The sequence below is a fragment of the Methylopila henanensis genome (assembly GCF_042681025.1).
GTDB lineage: Bacteria > Pseudomonadota > Alphaproteobacteria > Rhizobiales > Methylopilaceae > Methylopila > Methylopila henanensis.
Genome location: NZ_JBHUER010000001.1, coordinates 449265 through 467089, shown reverse-complemented (window position 1 = coordinate 467089; position 17825 = coordinate 449265). Strand labels below are relative to the sequence as shown.

General features: G+C 69.8%; 17 protein-coding genes. 12 read left to right on the top strand and 5 right to left on the bottom strand.

Going from position 1 to position 17825, the window contains the following annotated elements; genetic code table 11:
* Nucleotides 1–31 precede the first annotated feature (31 nt).
* The 3 genes from ACFSCV_RS02295 to ACFSCV_RS02285 all read right to left on the bottom strand — a co-directional run bounded on the left by ACFSCV_RS02295 (nucleotide 32) and on the right by ACFSCV_RS02285 (nucleotide 1490).
* Complete coding sequence (locus ACFSCV_RS02295) at nucleotides 32–469, bottom strand: DUF1489 family protein (protein WP_378796586.1); 438 nt, start codon at nucleotides 467–469, stop codon at nucleotides 32–34.
* 95 nt (nucleotides 470–564) lie between these two features.
* A complete protein-coding gene (locus ACFSCV_RS02290) occupies nucleotides 565–987 on the bottom strand; it encodes a hypothetical protein (RefSeq protein ID WP_378796584.1) in 423 nt (140 codons plus the stop codon).
* 47 nt (nucleotides 988–1034) lie between these two features.
* Entirely contained in the window at nucleotides 1035–1490 is a 456-nt protein-coding gene (locus ACFSCV_RS02285; RefSeq protein ID WP_378796582.1) for an outer membrane protein assembly factor BamE, read from the bottom strand.
* A gap of 138 nt (nucleotides 1491–1628) precedes the next feature.
* Between ACFSCV_RS02285 and ACFSCV_RS02280 the strand changes: the two genes are divergently transcribed.
* The 12 genes from ACFSCV_RS02280 (at nucleotide 1629) to ACFSCV_RS02225 (ending at nucleotide 16947) form a co-directional block, all read left to right on the top strand.
* Nucleotides 1629–2198, top strand: coding sequence for a ubiquinol-cytochrome C chaperone family protein (locus ACFSCV_RS02280; RefSeq protein ID WP_378796580.1), 570 nt, complete (start codon nucleotides 1629–1631; stop codon nucleotides 2196–2198).
* On the top strand, nucleotides 2195–2722 hold the full coding sequence (locus ACFSCV_RS02275; RefSeq protein ID WP_378796578.1) for a YceD family protein: 528 nt from the start codon (nucleotides 2195–2197) through the stop codon (nucleotides 2720–2722). The genes ACFSCV_RS02280 and ACFSCV_RS02275 overlap by 4 nt, the downstream gene beginning before the upstream one ends.
* Nucleotides 2723–2874: 152 nt before the next feature.
* Nucleotides 2875–3957 (top strand): phosphate acyltransferase PlsX, encoded by a 1083-nt coding sequence (plsX, locus tag ACFSCV_RS02270; protein ID WP_378796576.1) that lies wholly within the window; start codon nucleotides 2875–2877, stop codon nucleotides 3955–3957.
* Entirely contained in the window at nucleotides 3954–4931 is a 978-nt protein-coding gene (locus tag ACFSCV_RS02265) for a beta-ketoacyl-ACP synthase III (protein WP_378796574.1), read from the top strand. The genes plsX and ACFSCV_RS02265 overlap by 4 nt, the downstream gene beginning before the upstream one ends.
* Before the next feature lie 136 nt (nucleotides 4932–5067).
* Nucleotides 5068–5412, top strand: a complete 345-nt coding sequence (locus tag ACFSCV_RS02260; RefSeq protein WP_378796572.1) for an integration host factor subunit alpha — start codon at nucleotides 5068–5070, stop codon at nucleotides 5410–5412.
* Nucleotides 5413–5432: 20 nt separating this feature from the next.
* Nucleotides 5433–6029, top strand: a complete 597-nt coding sequence (locus ACFSCV_RS02255; protein ID WP_378796571.1) for a MerR family transcriptional regulator — start codon at nucleotides 5433–5435, stop codon at nucleotides 6027–6029.
* Nucleotides 6030–6263: 234 nt separating this feature from the next.
* Nucleotides 6264–8084, top strand: a complete 1821-nt coding sequence (locus ACFSCV_RS02250) for an autotransporter assembly complex protein TamA (RefSeq protein WP_378796569.1) — start codon at nucleotides 6264–6266, stop codon at nucleotides 8082–8084.
* A 110-nt stretch (nucleotides 8085–8194) separates the two neighbouring features.
* Nucleotides 8195–14068 carry a translocation/assembly module TamB domain-containing protein gene (locus tag ACFSCV_RS02245; protein ID WP_378796567.1) on the top strand — a complete coding sequence of 1958 codons (5874 nt, stop codon included), beginning with the start codon at nucleotides 8195–8197 and terminating at the stop codon, nucleotides 14066–14068.
* Nucleotides 14069–14074: 6 nt separating this feature from the next.
* Nucleotides 14075–14413, top strand: a complete 339-nt coding sequence (locus ACFSCV_RS02240) for an Hpt domain-containing protein (protein ID WP_378796566.1) — start codon at nucleotides 14075–14077, stop codon at nucleotides 14411–14413.
* Between the two features lie 144 nt (nucleotides 14414–14557).
* Nucleotides 14558–15322, top strand: coding sequence for a hypothetical protein (locus tag ACFSCV_RS02235; RefSeq protein ID WP_378796564.1), 765 nt, complete (start codon nucleotides 14558–14560; stop codon nucleotides 15320–15322).
* Between the two features lie 138 nt (nucleotides 15323–15460).
* Complete coding sequence (locus ACFSCV_RS02230; RefSeq protein ID WP_378796562.1) at nucleotides 15461–15997, top strand: SRPBCC family protein; 537 nt, start codon at nucleotides 15461–15463, stop codon at nucleotides 15995–15997.
* Nucleotides 15994–16947 (top strand): YVTN family beta-propeller repeat protein, encoded by a 954-nt coding sequence (locus tag ACFSCV_RS02225; RefSeq protein ID WP_378796747.1) that lies wholly within the window; start codon nucleotides 15994–15996, stop codon nucleotides 16945–16947. Before ACFSCV_RS02230 ends, ACFSCV_RS02225 begins: the two co-directional genes overlap by 4 nt.
* Nucleotides 16948–16997: 50 nt before the next feature.
* Here the strand turns inward: ACFSCV_RS02225 and ACFSCV_RS02220 are convergent, their stop codons facing one another.
* Both ACFSCV_RS02220 and ACFSCV_RS02215 read right to left on the bottom strand, forming a co-directional pair.
* Nucleotides 16998–17381 (bottom strand): response regulator, encoded by a 384-nt coding sequence (locus ACFSCV_RS02220; RefSeq protein WP_378796560.1) that lies wholly within the window; start codon nucleotides 17379–17381, stop codon nucleotides 16998–17000.
* A gap of 99 nt (nucleotides 17382–17480) precedes the next feature.
* Nucleotides 17481–17738 carry a hypothetical protein gene (locus ACFSCV_RS02215; protein ID WP_378796558.1) on the bottom strand — a complete coding sequence of 86 codons (258 nt, stop codon included), beginning with the start codon at nucleotides 17736–17738 and terminating at the stop codon, nucleotides 17481–17483.
* Nucleotides 17739–17825 lie beyond the last annotated feature (87 nt).

Here is a 17825-nt window from a genome sequence, read left to right as displayed (position 1 = left end):
AGCCGGGCCCGGTCGCGGAACGTTCGCTCGCTTATAGCAGACCGAGGCTCCTGAGTTCCTGCGCGAGCGAGGCCGGAAGGCCCGGCGCGGCGGCCACGGCGTCATCGAGGTCGCGCGGCGCGTCGGCGGCCGCGAGGTAGCGCCAGCCCTGGAACGGGCGACGCGGCGCGGGCCGCACCGGGACGAGTTCGTGCGCAAGCACGAGTTCGCAGCGCGGGACGCCGTCCGCGCCCTTGACCGCGCGCAGGTCGAGCAGCGGCTGCCGCACCAGAATCGCGCCCTTGATGATCCAGTAAAGCGAACCGCCGTCGAGCAGTTCTTCGACGCGCTTCGGCGACATCCGCGTCGTGTGGACATGCTCCTCGGGCAGGCCGCGCCGGCGTTTTTCCGCCATGCGCTCGTCGATCCACGACGTGAGGTCCTCGACCGAGTCGCAGCCGACGCAGAGCTTTTGCAGATGAAGCGTCATGTTGGAGCCTGACGGTCGGGCCTCGCGCCCTGAGCGCGATCATAGGGCCGGAGGCCCCGCGCGGGCAGGGGCGGGCGATCTTGAGTCCACTGCCCTCAGAGGCCGGGCGCGTACTGCCAGCCTCCGACGGTCAGCCGGTTGCGCAGCCCTTCGCACTTCTCGACCGTCGCCCCCGGAATCACCGGAACCCGGCGCCGGTTGGCGCGTGACAGAGCGTCCATGGTCTCGCGGCAGGCGACGACCTTGAGGCCCGGAGCGCGCAGCGTCTGCATGTCGCGCTGGACCGTCGAGGTGCCGGGGATCACGAGAATCGCGCCGCGGCCGGAGAGGATGATCTGGAACTGGCGTCCCCGGCCGCCGCGCACGAAATCGGAGCCCGCGCGCAGGGCGCGCTGGAACGAGCGCGGATCGTGGTTCTCGATGCCGACGAACTGCTTGTCGCCGGGCGCGGCGACGGCGCCGGGGGACCACAGACCGGCGATGGCGAGGCTGGCGAGGACAGCGGCCCGCAGGCGCATGGGGCGGCTCCTGTGAAGCATGGCGCTAAACGATGGGGAAGACGTCGTCACTCGGTGGACAGGATGCCCTTGAGCGCCTGCTCGAGGAAGTTCGTCTCCTGGCCTGCGGTCGGCGTGACCTCGCCGATGAAGTCGAACACGCGACCGTCCTTGAGGCCGTAATTGGCGATTCGCTCGACGCGGCGGTTCTGGTCGAAATAGACCGCGAGCACGCGCTGGTCGGTGACCGTCGGGTTCATGAAGGCCACGGGACGCCGGGTGGTCTGCGAGATGTAGTAGTAGACCTCGCCCCTCAGCGTCGCCGTCGTCGAAGGCGTTCCGAGCACGACGAGCACCTGCTCCTGGCTCGAGCCGACCGGCACCTGCTGCAGCGAGCTCTCCGAGAGCACGTAGCCCTTCTGCTGCGTCTCCGCGCAGGAGGCGACCGTCAGGGCCGCTCCCGTGACGGCGAACGCGACGGCTGCGCTGCGGATCGGTCCGCGAACCCGATGCGGCGTGGTCATTGAGAAACCCTCCCCGGAACGCAACACGACAGAGGGCGCCGGCCCCCGCGGCGGGCGGTCCCTCGCCGAGGGTTGCGCCTACACCGTGCTTGGCGTACCTCGCGGGAGAGTTCAGTTCAACATGTACGAGCGGCCAGCGTGGCCGCGACGGTCGGGACCACGATGGCTTTCGGTCTGTTCGGGCGGCGCGCGCGGCCGGACGCGGCGGCGGCGGACGCGATCTACGCCGTGATCGTGGCGCAGGCGCGCCGTCCGGCGCTTTATCGCGACCTGGGCGCGCCCGACACCGTCGTCGGACGATTCGAAGTCATCCTTCTTCACGCCGTGTTGTTCTTCCGCCGCGTGAAGGCGTCGCCGGACGCAGCGGGCCGCGCCCAGCTTGTGTTCGACGCGATGGTTCGCGACCTGGACGCCTCGCTGCGCGAGATCGGCGTCGGCGACATGACGGTGCCGAAGCGGATGAAGACGATGGTCGGCGCGTTCTACGCCCGCATCGAGGCCTATGAGGCGGCGCTCGATCGCGACGACGACGCCCTTGGCGCCGCTCTCGCGCGTCATGTCTATGGCGAGCCGGCGGCGGCGGACCGGGCGGAGGCGGAACGGTTCGCGGCCTATGTCCGGCGCGCGGACGCGGCGCTTTCGACCCAGCCGCTTGCGGACCTGCTCGCCGCCGGCCCTGCTTTTCCCGAGGTGGAGGAGACCGCATGAGCGCGAATCCGTTGTCCCGCCCGATCAAGGTCGAGACCCTGCCGCCCGAGGGCCTCGAGGTCGAAGTGGTCGCGACCGAGGAGGAGCGCGCGGCGCTCGCGGCCGAGAACGACATTCCTTCGATCGAGCGACTTGTCGCGCATCTCAGGCTGCGGCCCGTGGCGGCCGACGGCGTCGCGGTCGACGGCCGCCTCACGGCGGCGCTCACCCGCGTCTGCGTCGTCACGCTCGAGCCGTTCGAAACCACGGTCGACGAACCCATCGACCTGCGCTTCGCGCCGGAATCCCATCTGCCGCAGCCGCATCCCGGCGAAGAGGTCGAGATCGGCGCCAGCGATCCGCCGGATCCTTACGTCAACGGCAAGATCGATCTCGGCGCCGTCGTGGCCGAGTTCTTCGTGCTCGGGCTCGATCCCTATCCCCGCAAACCCGGCGCGGCGTTCGCGCTCGACGCGGGGGCCGGCGACGCGACCTCGCCGTTCGCGGCGCTGTCACGGCTCAAGCCGGCCGACAAGGGCGAATGACGTCCGGATTCGCCGACAGGCGGGGCATGGCGCCGGCTCGCGGACGCCGAGGGTTGCCACGGCGCCGTGAACAGCTATGGTCCGCCCCCGCCTGAACCGCCGGGGCTTCCCAGCACCCTGCGTGATCTGAAGAACCGCCGGTCGCACGCTCTATGACAGAACATGTCCGCATCGCACTCGACGCCATGGGGGGCGACCACGGCCCGAGCGTGGTCGTTCCGGGCGCGGCCATCGCGCTGTCGCGCAAGCCCGACACAAGCTTCCTGTTCGTCGGCGACGAGGCGAAGATCGCGCCATTTCTGGACGCCGATCCCAAGCTGAAGGATGTCTCCGAGATCCTGCACACCGACGTCGCGGTCCGCATGGACGACAAGCCGAGCGTCGCACTGCGGAAGGGCCGCTGGAAGTCGTCGATGTGGCTGGCGCTCGACGCGGTGAAGACGGAACGCGCGCACGCGGCCGTCTCCGCGGGGAACACCGGCGCGCTGATGGCGATGTCGCGCTTTTGCCTGCGCATGATGGCGGACGTTCAGCGCCCCGCGATCGCGGCGATGTGGCCGACGCTGCGCGGCGAGAGCATCGTGCTCGACGTCGGCGCGACGATCGGCGCCGACGCCCGCCAACTGGTCGACTTCGCCGTCATGGGTTCGGCGATGGCGCGCATCCTGTTCGACATCGACCGTCCGACCGTCGGCCTGCTCAACGTAGGCGTCGAGGAGATCAAGGGCGTCGAACAGGTCAAGGAAGCGGCCCGCATCCTGCGCGAGGAGGCGTTCCCGGCGCTCGACTTCCGCGGCTTCGTGGAGGGCGACGACCTCGGCAAGGGCACGGTGGACGTGGTCGTCACCGAAGGATTCGCCGGCAACATCGCCCTCAAGACCGCGGAGGGCACGGCGCGGCAGCTAGCGGAGTATCTCCGCGCGGCCATGAGCCGGACCTGGATGTCAAAGCTCGGATATGTGTTCGCGCGCGGCGCGTTCGACACCCTAAGGGAGAAGATGGACCCACGGAAGGTCAACGGCGGCGTGTTCCTCGGTCTGGACGGCGTCGTCATCAAGAGCCATGGCGGCGCGGACGCCGAAGGCTTCGCCTCGGCGGTGGAGGTCGCCTACGAAATGGCGCGATACGATCTCGTCGAGAAAATCCGGCAAGGCATGGCGCATGAACGGCCCGCTGAAGCGGCGGCCGCGGCGACGCCCGAGGAAATGGCCCGTCTCGCCGGAGCGACGCCGTGAGCCGCCTGCGTTCCGTGGTGCGCGGCTGCGGCTCGTACCTCCCTGCGGACGTTCTCACCAACGAGGATCTGTCGAAGACCGTCGACACGAGCGACGACTGGATCGTCCAGCGCACCGGAATCCGTTCCCGCCACATCGCAGCGCCGGGCGAGCTGACTTCCGATCTCGCGATCGGGGCGGCCCGCGCCGCGCTCGCCGACGCCGGCATGGAGGCCGGGGAGCTCGACCTGATCGTGCTCGCGACCGCGACGCCCGACTACACTTTCCCCGCGACCGCGACGACGGTGCAGGCGGCGCTTGGGATCACTCACGGCTTCGCCTTCGACGTCCAGGCGGTGTGCTCTGGCTTCGTCTACGCGCTCTCGATCGCCGACAAGTTCCTCGTCTCCGGGCAGCACAAGCGCGCGCTGGTGATCGGCGCCGAGACGTTCTCGCGCATCCTCGACTGGTCGGACCGCACCACCTGCGTGCTGTTCGGCGACGGGGCGGGCGCCGTCGTGCTGGAGGCGCAGGAGCAGCCGGGCGCGACGAGCGATCGGGGCGTCATCACGACCCACCTGCGCTCGGACGGACGGCACCGGGGCAAGCTGTTCGTCGACGGCGGCCCGTCGTCGACCGGCGCCGTCGGCCACGTGCGCATGGAGGGCCGCGAGGTTTTCCGGCATGCGGTCGGCATGATCACCGACGTGATCGAGGCGGCGTTCGCGGCGACCGGAGAATCGGCCGACACGATCGACTGGTTCGTGCCGCATCAGGCCAACCGCCGCATCATCGACGCCAGCGCCCAGAAGCTCGGCATCGCCCCCGCCAAGGTGGTGGTGACCGTCGATCACCACGGCAACACCTCGGCGGCCTCGATTCCGCTCGCGCTCGCTGAGGCGCGCGCGGACGGGCGCATCAAGGACGGCGATCTCGTGCTGCTCGAGGCGATGGGCGGGGGCTTCACCTGGGCGTCCGCGCTCGTCCGCTGGTGAGCGATCGCTAATTTTGCGGCCGCCAGACCGTTGGCCACGTTGACCCCGAGGCGTACCGCACTTAGCCTTCGCCGGCTCTTTCCGTCGAGGTTGCGTGCGATGGGCGGAAGCTACAAGATTCAGGGGGAATACGAACATGGCGGGGCGCACGGTGACGCGCGCGGACCTGTGCGAGGCGGTCTACCAGAAGGTCGGCCTGTCGCGCACGGAGTCCGCTGCTCTCGTCGAAATGGTTTTGGGCGAGATCGGCGACTGCCTTGAGCGCGGCGAGACGGTGAAGCTGTCGTCGTTCGGCTCCTTCGTCGTTCGTGAAAAGGGGCAGCGGGTCGGGCGCAACCCGAAGAGCGGGCAGGAAGTGCCGATCCCGCCGCGCCGCGTGATGGTGTTCAAGCCATCGAACATCCTCAAGAGCCGCATCAACGGCGGGGACGCCGCGGACGAGCCCGAGGCGAAGCCCGCGCGGAAGAACGGCGCGGCGTGAGCGTGGAGGGGCGGCCGAGCATGGAAAAGGGCCCGGACGCGTTTCGCACCATCAGCGAGGTCGCCGACGACCTCGGTCTGCCGCAGCATGTCCTGCGTTTCTGGGAAACGCGCTTTCCGCAGATCAAGCCGATCAAGCGTGGCGGCGGCCGGCGCTACTACCGGCCCAACGACGTCGATCTGCTCCGCGGGATCAAGCACCTGCTTTACGGCGAGGGCTACACCATCCGCGGCGTTCAGCGCATCCTGCGCGAACAGGGCCAGCGCCGGGTCGCCGGCTACGCCGACGGCGGAGCGCCTGCGCCGGACCCGAGCGACGGCGAGCCCCATGAGGCGTCGCCTGCGGTCTCGCCTGCTTCCGAATCCGGAAATCTCGTTGGCGTGCGGTCCGGCCCTGAGATGTGGGCGCCGCAACGCCGGCCGGCTCCGCCGCCGACGGCTCCCGTTTCCCGGGCTCCCGTCCCGCCGCCCGCGCGCGAGGACGACGATCCGCCGCAGGCGCCCGCCGCTGTCGCGCGCGAAGCCGCGCCCGCGCTGACGCCCGACCAGATCCGGCGGTTGCGAGGCGCATTGGGCGAACTTGACGCCTGCCGTCGCCTGCTCGAGGCGAGGCTCTGAGCAAATTCAATCTGTTCCCTAGGGTGGCGCGTAGACCCGTTAACCGGATATGAGGGTATCCGAGGGGAGATAAGCCGTATGGGGCGTGTACGGGCGTTGCGTAACCGGAAGCATGCCGGCGCGGGTGTTGCGCTTCTGGCGTGCATGGCTCTGACGTGGTCGTCATCGAGGGATGAGGCCAGCGCGCAGGGTCCGGCTCCGGATTCGCCCGCCAAGGCGGCCGCGGCCGCCGCAGTGCCGGGCATTCCCTACGTCACGACGTTCTCCATCGTGGGCGGCGACGCCGCGGTCGAGAAGATCGCCTCCGAAACCTCTTCGCTGAAGACGCTCGAGAAGGACCCGCCGCCCGGCCCGCCGGGACTGGTCGGCCGGGCCAAGCTCGACATCGAACGCATTTCCGCTGCGCTGATGGCGACCGGCCGGTACGGCGCGACCGTAGACGTCTCGATTGCCGGCGTGTCTGTGGCCTCCACCTCCGCTCCGGACGTCGCGCAACGTTCGCGCCGTCCTGTGCCGGTCGTGGTCAGGGTCAATCCCGGGCCCGTCTTTACGATCGGGCGGATCGCCATTCTCGCCGCCGAGCGCGGGCATGAGCGTCCAAGCCGGATCGAGCCGCGCGAGGTCGGCCTCGTGACCGGACAGCCGGCGCCGTCGGGCGTCGTGTTCGCGGCCGAGGCCAAGATCGTCGACCGGCTGCGCAACGAGGGCTTTCCCTTCGCCAAGGTCGCGAGCCGCGAGGTCGTCGCGGACCACGCGCGCAACCAGCTCGACGTGACCATCAACGTCGCGTCCGGTCCGCGCTCGCCGTTCGGCGAGGTGACCGTCAACGGCACGCGCGAGGTCGATCCGGAGGTGGTGCGCGGCCGGGTCCCGTTCGAGCCGGGCGACCGCTACGATCCGAAGAAGATGATCGAGCTCCGCGACGAACTCGCTAAGCTCGACGTGTTTTCGTCGATCCGCGTCAAGGAGGCTGAAGCGCCCGACGCGCAGGGCCGGGTGCCGGTCGTGATCGACGTGGAGGAGAAGAAGTTCCGCTACGTTGGCGCCTCCGCGAAGTACGGCACAACCGAAGGCGTCAGCCTCAACGCCTATTGGGGCCACCGCAACCTGTTCGGCGGCGCGGAAAAGCTGCGTATCGAAGCCGGTTCGTCGCGTCTCATCACCAACGACCCGGAGGACTACGAGTACCACGTCCGCACGTCGTTCGAGAAACCGGGGATCTGGACCGGATTCGACGATCTGCTCGCCGAGGTCGAGGCGATGCGCGAGCGTCCCGACGCTTATTGGCGCGACGGCGTGCGCGCCGCGGCCGCGATCCGCCGCAGGCTGTCGAGTTCGCTTTCGATCCAGGCCGGCCTGGAGGTCGAGGCGTCCACGATCCGCGACACCTTCGGCGAGAACGACTTCCTGCTGGTCGGCGCGCCGATCGGCGTGACCTTCGACAACACCAACAGCAAGCTCGACCCGACCGAGGGCGTCCGCGCCTCGCTGACGGCCGCGCCCTATTTCAACTCGGGCGGCGGCTCGTCGTCGATCAACATTTTCAAGGGGCAGATCTCGACCTACTGGAAGTTCGACGACGACGGCCGCTACGTGCTGGCGGGGCGGCTGGGCGCCGGGGCGATCGTCGGCCCCAGTGCGATCCAGGACGTGCCCGCGAACCGGCGCTTCTTCGCGGGCGGCGGCGGGTCGATCCGCGGTTTCGCCTACCAGAACGCCAGTCCGAAATGCGACTCCCGCCGTCCGACCCCGAGCAAGGCGCTCGACTGCGACGACGATCAGCCGATCGGCGGCCGCAGCCTGTTGGAAGCCTCCGCCGAAATGCGCATCAAGATAACGGACACGATCGGCGTGGTGCCGTTCGTCGACGCAGGCGCGGCGTTCGACAAGACCTATCCGGACTTCGGCGAGGCGATCCGCGTCGGCGCCGGCATCGGCCTGCGCTACTACACGGCGATCGGCCCGATTCGCTTCGACGTGGCGACGCCGGTCGTCGGCAAGGACAAGAACGACCCCACGGTGGCGTTCTACGTCAGCGTCGGACAGGCGTTCTGACGCGCTTCCGTCCTAGGGGTATCCCGATAGCTCCTCGCGTGTCGCGTCCGCGCGAACTCGTGTAGGGTCGACAACGCGGCGAGTCCGGCCGCCACAGCGAACGAGCGGTTATGGCCATCCTGAAGCGCGCCCTTATCGTCCTTCTCGTGCTGCTGCTGATTCCGGTCGCGCTGATCGGCGGTCTGTTTCTTTACGCCAAGACCGATTCCGGGCTCGCGACGATCGCAGGGCTCGTCAACACCTACGCCAGCTCCGACGATTCCAAGATCAAGATCGGCAGGCTCGAAGGCTCGTTCCCGTCCGATCTAACGATCCGCGACCTTGAGATCGCCGACCGCGAAGGGCGCTGGCTCAGCGTCGACCGGGCCCGGGTGGCGTGGTCGCCGCTCGCGCTGATCGGGCGCTCGCTCACGATCGACGCGGTCGAACTCGGTCGGGTGGACGTCGCCCGCGCGCCGATCATTCCGCCTTCGACCGAGCCGGAGCCGCTGGCCGATCCGGACGCGCCCCTCATCCCCGAGCTGCCGATCGAGATCGAGCTCAAGCGCTTCGCGCTCGACAACCTCAATCTGGCCGAGCCGGTCATGGGCGTGCCGGCGCGGCTCGCGGCCGAAGCCTCGGCGTCGCTGCGCGATCCGGCCCAAGGGCTCGCGGCGCGGTTCGACGTGCGGCGCACCGACGGCGTCGCCGGTCAGATCAAGGGCGAAGCCGGCTACACGCCCAACACCAGACGCATCCGGATTTCGATCCGCGGCGGCGAACCCGCCGGCGGGCTCGTCGCGCGCCTCGCGCAGATTCCCGGCCTGCCGCCGGTCGACATTGGAATCGAAGGCGGCGGCACGCTCGACGCGCTGCGCGCGCAGGCCGTGCTCACCGCCGGCGACCGCGGCCGCGTCGACGCGGCGGTCGATCTTGCCCGCAAGGGCGCCGAGCGCACCGTCGTCATGTCGGTCGAAGGCGACGTCGGTCGTCTGGTTCCGCCGGCCTACGCCGAACTGCTCGGCGGCGGCACGCGAATCGCGGCGGAGGCGGTGGTTCCGGATGCGGGACCCATCCGTCTGACCGACGTCACGGTGTCGGGCGCCGCGCTGCGGCTGGGCCTTCGCGGCGCCGTCGATACGGAAGCCGAGACGCTCGACGTCGCCTACGACCTGAAGGCCGGGGCGGTCGCGCGCTTCGCGAGCCTGCTGCCGCCGGGGCTCGGCTGGGGTTCGCTCGCGCTTTCGGGCACGGCCAAGGGACCGTTCACTCATCCCCTCATCGTCGCGAACCTGCAGGGCGAAGGCGTCAACGCGCCCCAGGCCGGCGCCGACGCCGCGCGCATCGACCTGACGCTGACGCCGAACGGCCCGCTGACGGAGCAGGGCGCGCGGGTCGCGGCGGTCGCGACCGTCAAGGCGAATGGCCTGCGCTTCGCCGACGAGCGGCTGATGGCCGGCGTCGGTCGCACGCTTACGCTTGATCTCGACGTCGACAGCACTCTTGCGGGCGACGCCGAGGTGAAGCGCGCCGATCTCGCGCTCGCCGGCTCCACCGCCTCCTACACGGGCGCGGTCTCGGCCGAAGCCGCCAAAGGACGCGCGACCGTCGCCGCGCGCGACCTCTCCATCTTCTCGACGCTCGCCGGGCGGACGCTCGCCGGCGCGGTCGACCTCGCGGCCGACGTCGATCTCGCCTACGACATGTCGCGCCTCAACGTCGCGCTCGACGGCCGGACGACGGGCCTTTCCACTGGCCTCGCCCAGGTCGACGGCCTGACCGGCGGCGACGTGACGATCCGCGGCGGCGTCCGTCGTTCTCCGAACGGCGCCTTCGCCTTCGACGACGTGAAGATCGACGGCCGGCATGTGGCGCTCTCCGCCAACGGCTCGGCGACGCCCGAAGCCGCCGACGTGGCTGTGAAGGCCGAGCTCGCCGACCTCGAGCGGCTTGACGCGCGCGCGAAGGGCAGGGCGCTCCTCGACGCGGCCCTGACCGGAAAGCTGGACGATCTGGCGCTCAAGGCGACGCTCTCCGTGCCGGAGGGAAGCGCCCTGGACCGCGCGCTCAAGGACGTCCGCGTCACGGTCGACGCTACCGACGTCACCGGCGACGTGGGCGGCGTGATCGGCCTCGCCGGTTCGCTCGACGGCAAGCCGATCCGCGGTACCGGGCGCCTGACGACCGAGGCCGACGGCCTCCGCCGCATCGACGGGCTCGACCTCGCGATCGCCTCGACGACGGTCAAGGGCGACGTGGCCGCGACGCCGGACGGCCTCGCCACAGGACGGATCGTGATCGCGGCGCCGGACCTCGCGGAGCTTGGCGCGCTGGCGCTGACCGAACTCGGCGGCCGCCTCGACGCGGACGTCGCGCTCTCGGTCGAGAATGGCGTGCAGCATGCGACGGTGAAGGCGAACGGCGCCGACATCCTCGCGCCGGGCGCGCGCGTGAAGGGCCTCGACGTCGCCGCGACCGTCACCGACCCGAGCGGCAAGATCCTGATCGACGGAACCGTCTCGGGCGCCGGCATCGCCGCCGGCGGTCAGGTCATCGAGAAGCTCTCGGTGAAGGCCAACGGCCAGCCGGACCGTATGGACGTGACGGCGGACGTCGCCGCGCTCGGCTCGGCGCTGTCGACCGCGGCGCGGGTGCTCTACGCGCCGACCGCGACCGTCGTGGATGTGAGCAAGCTCGACCTGAAGGGCGGCGGCCAGAACGCCAGCCTCGCCGCGCCTGCGCGGGTGCGGGTCGTCGGCTCGGACGTCTTCATCGACGCGCTGTCGCTGAAGGCCGGGCAGGGCGGCGCGCTGAACGTTTCCGGATCCGCCGGCGAGCGCCTGGCGCTCGACGTCGCGATCAAGGAGCTTCCGCTCGCTCTCGCCAACGCTTTCGCGCCGACGCTCGGCCTCGCCGGCCTGCTCGACGCCAACGCCAAGGTGACCGGGTCGGCCTCGGCCCCGGTCGCGACCTTCGACGTCAGGGCGCGCGACCTCTCGGTCGCCGACACCCGCGCGGCCAAGATCGCGGCGCTCCAGATCGCCACCAGCGGGCGGTTCGAGGGCGCGCGCGTCGTCACTGACACCGTCATCACCGGCCCGGAGCGCCTGCGCGTCACCGCGCAGGGCGCGGCGCCGGTGGGCGAGGGCGATCTCGACATGGTGGTCGCGATCCGCGAGCTGCCGCTCTCGCTCGTGAACGGATTCTCGCCCGGCCTCGGCCTCGCCGGACTGATGAACGGCGACGCCCGCATCGTCGGCCCGATCGCCGCGCCGCGCGGCGACTACGCCGCGAAGATCGACGGATTCACCTCCGCGACCGCCCGCGGCGTGCCGGCGGTGCAGATCGAGACCAAGGGCAAGCTCGAAGGCCTCCGGGTGACGACCGACACGCTGATCACCGGCGGCGGTGGGGTGCGGGCGACGGTCAAGGGCTCCGCGCCGCTTGCGAGCGGCGACGTCGACCTCGACGTCGCGATCGCCGAGCTGCCGCTCGCGCTTGCGAACGCCTTCGTCCCATCGCTCGGCCTCGCGGGCTCGCTCACGGGGACCGCCGACGTCACCGGTCCGGTCACGGCGCCTCGCGGCGCCTATGACCTCAAGGTCGTCGGCCTCAAGGCGGCGCAGGCGCCAGGACCATTCGAGGTGACTGCGAAGGGCGCGCTCGAAGGCCCGCGCGTGACCACCGACGCGCTCGTGACCGGACCGGAAGGCATGCGCGTCACCGCAGTCGGCTCGGCTCCGCTCGCGGACGGCGATCTCGATCTCACCGTCGCGGTGCGTGAACTGCCGCTGTCGCTCGCGAACGGCGTCTCGCCTGGTCTCGGTCTAACCGGCCGCGCCAATGCGGACGCGAAGGTCGGCGGTCCGCTCACGGCCCCGCGCGCGACCTACAGCGCCAAGGTTCGCGATTTCACCTCGAACAAGGCGCGCGGCGTTCCGGCGATTTCGGTCGACACCAGCGGCACCTACGAAGGTAACCGCGTCACCACCGACACGCTGATCTTCGGCGGCGGCGGGGTGCGCGCGACCGTCAAGGGCTCGGTGCCGATCGGCGACGGCGACCTCGACATGGACGTCGCTGTCGCCGAACTGCCGCTTGCGATCGCCAACGCCTTCCAGCCCTCGCTGGGGCTCGCAGGTCGGCTGCAGGGCGGCGCGAAGGTGACCGGACCGGTGAACGCTCCGCGCGGCGGCTACGACTTCAAGATCACCGGCCTCACCGCCGCGCAGGCGAAGGGCGTTCCTGCGCTGCAGGTCACCACCAAGGGCGAGCTCGAAGGCCAGCGCGTCACGACGAATACGCTCGTCACCGGCGGCGCCATGCGCCTGAGCGCCGTCGGCTCCGCGCCGCTCGGCGCGACCGGCGAACTCGACATGAACGTGGAGCTCCGCCAGATCCCGCTCGCGCTCGCCAACGGCTTTTCGCCCGATCTCGGCGCGCAGGGCGTGCTGCAGGGCGACGCCAAGGTCGCCGGCCCGCTGTCTGCGCCGCGGGGCTCCTACACCCTGAAAGTCGCGAATTTGTCGACCGCTCAGACGCGCGGCGCCGGCGTTCCGGCGGCGCAGATCGACGCCCGCGGCGATCTCGGGAACGGCCGCGTCACCACCAATACCGTCGTCACCGGCGCGGGCGGCCTGCGCGTCACGGCGACTGGCTCGGCGCCGCTGGGGCAGGGCGATCTCGATCTGAAGGTCGCCGGGCGTGCGCCGCTCGCCTTCCTGAACGATACGCTGTCGGTGTCCGGCGATCGCGTGGACGGGGCCGCTACCTTCGACGTCGCCGTGCGTGGTTCGACCTCGGCGCCAGCGATCAACGGCACGGCCCAGCTTGTGAACGCGTCCTACTCCAACCGCGCTTCGGGTCTCCAGCTTCGCGGCGTTCAGGCCTCCGTCGCCGCCAACGGCACGAACATCGAGTTGCGCTCCCTGCGCGCGACGACCCGCAACGGCGGCAGCATTTCGGGCTCAGGCCGCGTCGCCGTCGATCCGGCGCGCGGGTTCCCGGGAGAGCTGTCGATCCGCGCCCAGAACGCCGAGGTGATGGGCACCGACATCGTCACCGCGATCGTCGACACCAACCTCAGCCTGTCCGGAGCGCTGGCGCGACGGCCGACCGTGTCCGGCACGATCTCGGCGCGCTCGATCGAAATCCAGATTCCCGACCGGCTCCCGGCTCAGTACACGCCGCTCGACGGCGTCCAGCACCGCAACGCGCAGGGGCGCGTGGCGCAGCAGCTCAGGGCCGCCAACGCCGCCAAGACGCGCGCCGCGGCGAAAGAGGACGCCTTCGTCGCGACGCTCGACATCGACGTTCAGGCCAACAACCGCATCTTCATCCGTGGCATGGGCATGACCGCGGAGGCGGGCGGGCAGATCAAGCTCGCCGGCACCTCGGCCGCCCCGCAGCCGGTCGGCGCCTTCGAGCTGCGCTCTGGCCGCGGCCAGATCGTGGTCATCGGCCAGCGTCTGACCTTCACGCGCGGGTCGGTTTCCTTCGCCGGCGACCTCGATCCCACGATCGACTTTCTCGCCGAGACCAAGGCCAAGGACGTCACCGCGCAGGTGGTCGTGACCGGAACCGCCTCGCGACCCCAGATCAACTTCACGTCGCAGCCTGCGTTGCCGACGGACGAGGTGCTGGCGCGGCTGCTGTTCAAGAAGTCCGCGGGCGAGCTCAACGCCTCGGAGGCGCTGCAGCTCGCTCAGGGGCTGGCGCAGTACACCTCCGGCGGCGGCGGTTCGGGCGCGCTCGAGAGCGTGCGGAAGAGCCTTGGCGTCGACGTGCTGGACGTCACCGCGGGCGACGGCGAGGGGGGCGGCCCTGCGGTCGGCGTCGGCCGGTACATCTCCGACAACATCTACCTGGGCGTCCGCCAGGGCACGACGCCAGAATCGAGCAAGGTCACGGTCGACATCGACGTGACCAAGAACATCAAGGTTCAGGGCGAGACGGGAGCGGCCGGCAACAGCGCGGCCGGCGTCGCTGTCGAATGGGATTACTGAGCCGCGATGGCGGAGGCGGACGACGATGCGGCTCGCGCCCGTCTCAAAACCGCTCTTGACGCGGTGCGGGCCCGGTTCGTCGCCGGGCTCGAAGCGCGAACGGGCGCGCTCGCGGAGCTCGCGCTCGCCGCTCGCGAGCGGCGATCTCCTGGCCCCGACCTCGCCCGAGCAGATCTCCTACGTGGTCTGCACAGCATAGCCGGCAGCGCGCCGACGGTAGGGCTTCGCGATCTCGGCGCCCGCGCACGGGTTTTGGAGGCCATGGTCGCCGCCGCCGAGCGTGACGGTCGCGGCGTGCCCGATATTGTCGAGGATATCCGCAGTCTCGCCGCTTACCGGACTTGACGGATGTACGAATCATGTGTTGCGCGGCATGCGCGCAACGCGGCAAGATCGACGCGCTGATCGCGGCGGACAGGCTGTCCCGGTCAAGCTGCGGGACCTGCCGTGCGCGGGATCGTCGTCGGGGTTCTCATTGCGACGTGCGGGATGCTCGCTGGGCTCTCCTCGGCGCGGGCCGGCGCGTTCACATTGCCGGAGGGCGAGCTCAAGCTGTTCGCCGTCGCTTTCGTGCAGGAAGGCGACCAGTATTTCGACCGTAACGGGCGTCCGCAGCCGCGCGACCATTTCCTGAAGCGCGAGCTGCAGCTCTTCGGCGAGTACGGGTGGACCGACGCGCTGACGCTGTTCGCCGCCGCGTCGCTGCAGGACATTTCCGTCCGTGGCGAGGCGCGGTCGCGGCGCACGGGCCTCGGACGCATGGAGCTAGGGTTCCGGCGAAGGCTTTACTCGAACGACGGCTGGATCGTCTCGGCGCAGGCGTCTGGTCTGGTTTCCGGCGCGCGATCGAGTGACGATCTGGCCGCGATCGGCGAGACCGATGACCAGGTCGACATCAGGGCGCTCGTCGCGCGCAGCTTCGAGGCGTTCGGCGGCCACGGCTTCGTCGATCTGCAGGCGGGCTACCGCGCGCGCTTCGGTGATCCCGCGGACGAGGCCCGATTCGACGCCACGCTCGGCTGGCGCAGGTCGGGCAGCCGTTGGCAGTGGCTGGCGCAGAGCTTCAACACCTTCGGCCTGTCGCGATGGAACGGTCCCTATCCGTTGCGGCAACGGATACACAAGCTGCAGACCGGCGCGCTCTACGACCTGACAGCCGCGCTGTCGCTGTACGCCGCGGCTTTCACGACGCCCGCCGGCCGCGACGCGCTCGACGAACGCGGGCTCGTTCTGGGACTCTCCTGCCGTTTCTGACCCTGCGGCGAAGGAACAAGTCCAAAAGGCTTTATCCGCTTCTCGTCCTTTGATTTTATGCGTCGCGCGCCCCGAAGGTCGGCGCCCTGTCGTCCCATCCCCCGCGGACGTCGACTGACAATGGAAGGAAACCCCAGGATGAAGTTTCACGTGCTCGCCGCGGCGGCGGCGCTTGCGGTCGGTCTGGCCGGCGTCGCGGAGGCGCATGGCCCGACGCGTCAGAAGACCAGCAAGTCGGTCGAGATCAACGCGGCGCCGGACAAGGTCTGGGCCGTGGTCGGCAACTTCCAGGACGCGAGCTGGATTCCGATCGTCGAGAAGACGGAAGGGACGGGCGGCAACGACAAGGACGCCACCCGCAAGCTGACGCTCAAGGATGGGGGCGCGGTCGTCGAAGAGCTGCTGACCAAGTACGACGCCGAGAAGTTCACCTACGCCTACCGCATCACCAACGACGTGGTGAAGGTTCTGCCGGTGACGAACTACTCGTCCAACATCGTGGTGAAGGGCGAGGGCGACAAGTCGACCGTGACCTGGTCCGGCGCGTTCTACCGCGGCTTCCCGAACAACGATCCGCCGCCGGAGCTGTCGGACGAGGCCGCGCTGAAGGCTGTGAACGGGCTCTACGAGGCTGGCCTGAAGTCGCTCAAGGACAAGGTGGAGAAGGGCAGCTGAGCCCTCTCGGCCGCGCGGCCGCCGTCGCCGCGCTGATCGTCGTCGTCGCGGGGCCCGCCCGCGGCGACGAGGCCTTCGTCACCAACCAGAACGGCGACGAGGTCGGCGTGCTCGACCTTGCGACGGGCAAGACCGTGGCGAGCATCCCGGTGCCGGGCAAGCCCGCGGGAATCACGCTGACGCGCGACGGCGCCCGCGCTTATGTCACGAGTCCGGAAGGCAAGGCGCTCACGGTCATCGACGCAGCGGCGCGCAAGGTCGTGGACCGTATTCCGCTCGAGGGCGGGCCGCTCGGCGTCGCCGTCCATCCCGCCGGCCGACCCGTCTATGTGGCCGACTGGTACGCGGCCCATATCCTCGTGGTCGATCCCGGCGCCCGCGCCATCACGGCGCGGATCGACGTCGGCAAATCGCCCTCGGGCCTCGCCGTGACGCCCGACGGCGCGCTGCTGCTGTCGGCGGACCGGGATTCCAACGAACTCTCCGTCATCGACACCGCCACAAACCGGCGCGTCGCCCGCGTCCCGGTCGGCGAGCGGCCCTTCGGCGTCACGGTCGACGCCAGGGGCGAGCGCGCCTATGTCGCCAACGTGGCCTCGAACGATGTCTCCATCGTCGACATCGCCGCCCGAAAGGTCGTGGAGACCGTCAAGGTCGGGGAGCGCCCCTACGTCATCGCGCTCGCGGGCGACCGCGCCTTTGTCACTGACCAGTACGCCAACCGGCTCAGCGTGTTCGACGTGCGCACGCTGGCGGCGGTCGGCGAAGTCGATGTGGGCGAGTATCCGGAAGGCGCGCAGGCGTCGTCCGACGGCAAGCGCGTCTATGTCGCGAACTGGTTCGGCAACACGCTGAGCGTGGTCGACGCGCAGACGCTGAAGGTGATCGAAGAATTCGAGACCGGCGACGGCCCACGTTCCTTCGGGCTGTTCATCCGCGCGACGCCTTAAACGGTCGGATCACGTCGCCTCGTCGTCAAGCGAGACGCTTCCGGTCGCGTTCAACGACGGGGTTTGTCGCGGGAAGGAAGCAGCGCCCGCACCTGCATGGCGAGCGTCAGCGGATCGAACGGCTTCGGGATGACGCCGACCGCGCCAAGCTTCAGGAAGCGCTCGATTTCGAGCGCCTGCGTGCGGGCCGTTATGAAGGCGACGGGAATCGCGCGGGTGAGGTCGCCCTCGCGCAACCTGGCGAGCGTCGCCACACCGTCCATCTCGGGCATCATGACGTCGAGCAGGATGATGTCGGGCTGGAAGTCGACCGCCGCGCTAAGGGCTTCGCGTCCTGAGCCGGCCGTCGCCACGTCGAACCCGACGTCCAGCCGCAGCGCAAGGGACGCGATCTCGCGGATATCCGGCTCATCGTCGACGTAGAGTACGCGCACCCGGATTTCCCGCTGTCGGCATCCCGTCTTGGTCTAGACGCCGACGCCGATCGGGCAAGGTTCAAACGTACTATAACTACGGATAAACACGTGCGTCGTTCACGCTATCGCGCCCATGGCGCTCCAGATGATCGCGCCGGACATGAGCGCAAGACCGACGACGTCGCCAGTCAACAACTGGCGTTCGATCGCGTTATGCGGAGCAGTGTTCAGCAGGGTGTCATCGACGAAGTCGATATCGTCGGCCCCACCTTCAAACCCAACGCCTTCATCGCCCGCGACCTTGGCGGCGGTCGCGAGGTCGAGCGCAATGCTCTGGTCGCGATTGGTGTCGGAAAGTCGCAGGACGTAAAACATGACGGCGCTCTGGGGCGATGATTATGTCGCTCCAACGCGCGCCCGCCGCGACGCGTTCCACAGCCGGCGAAAATTTCACGAAGTCTT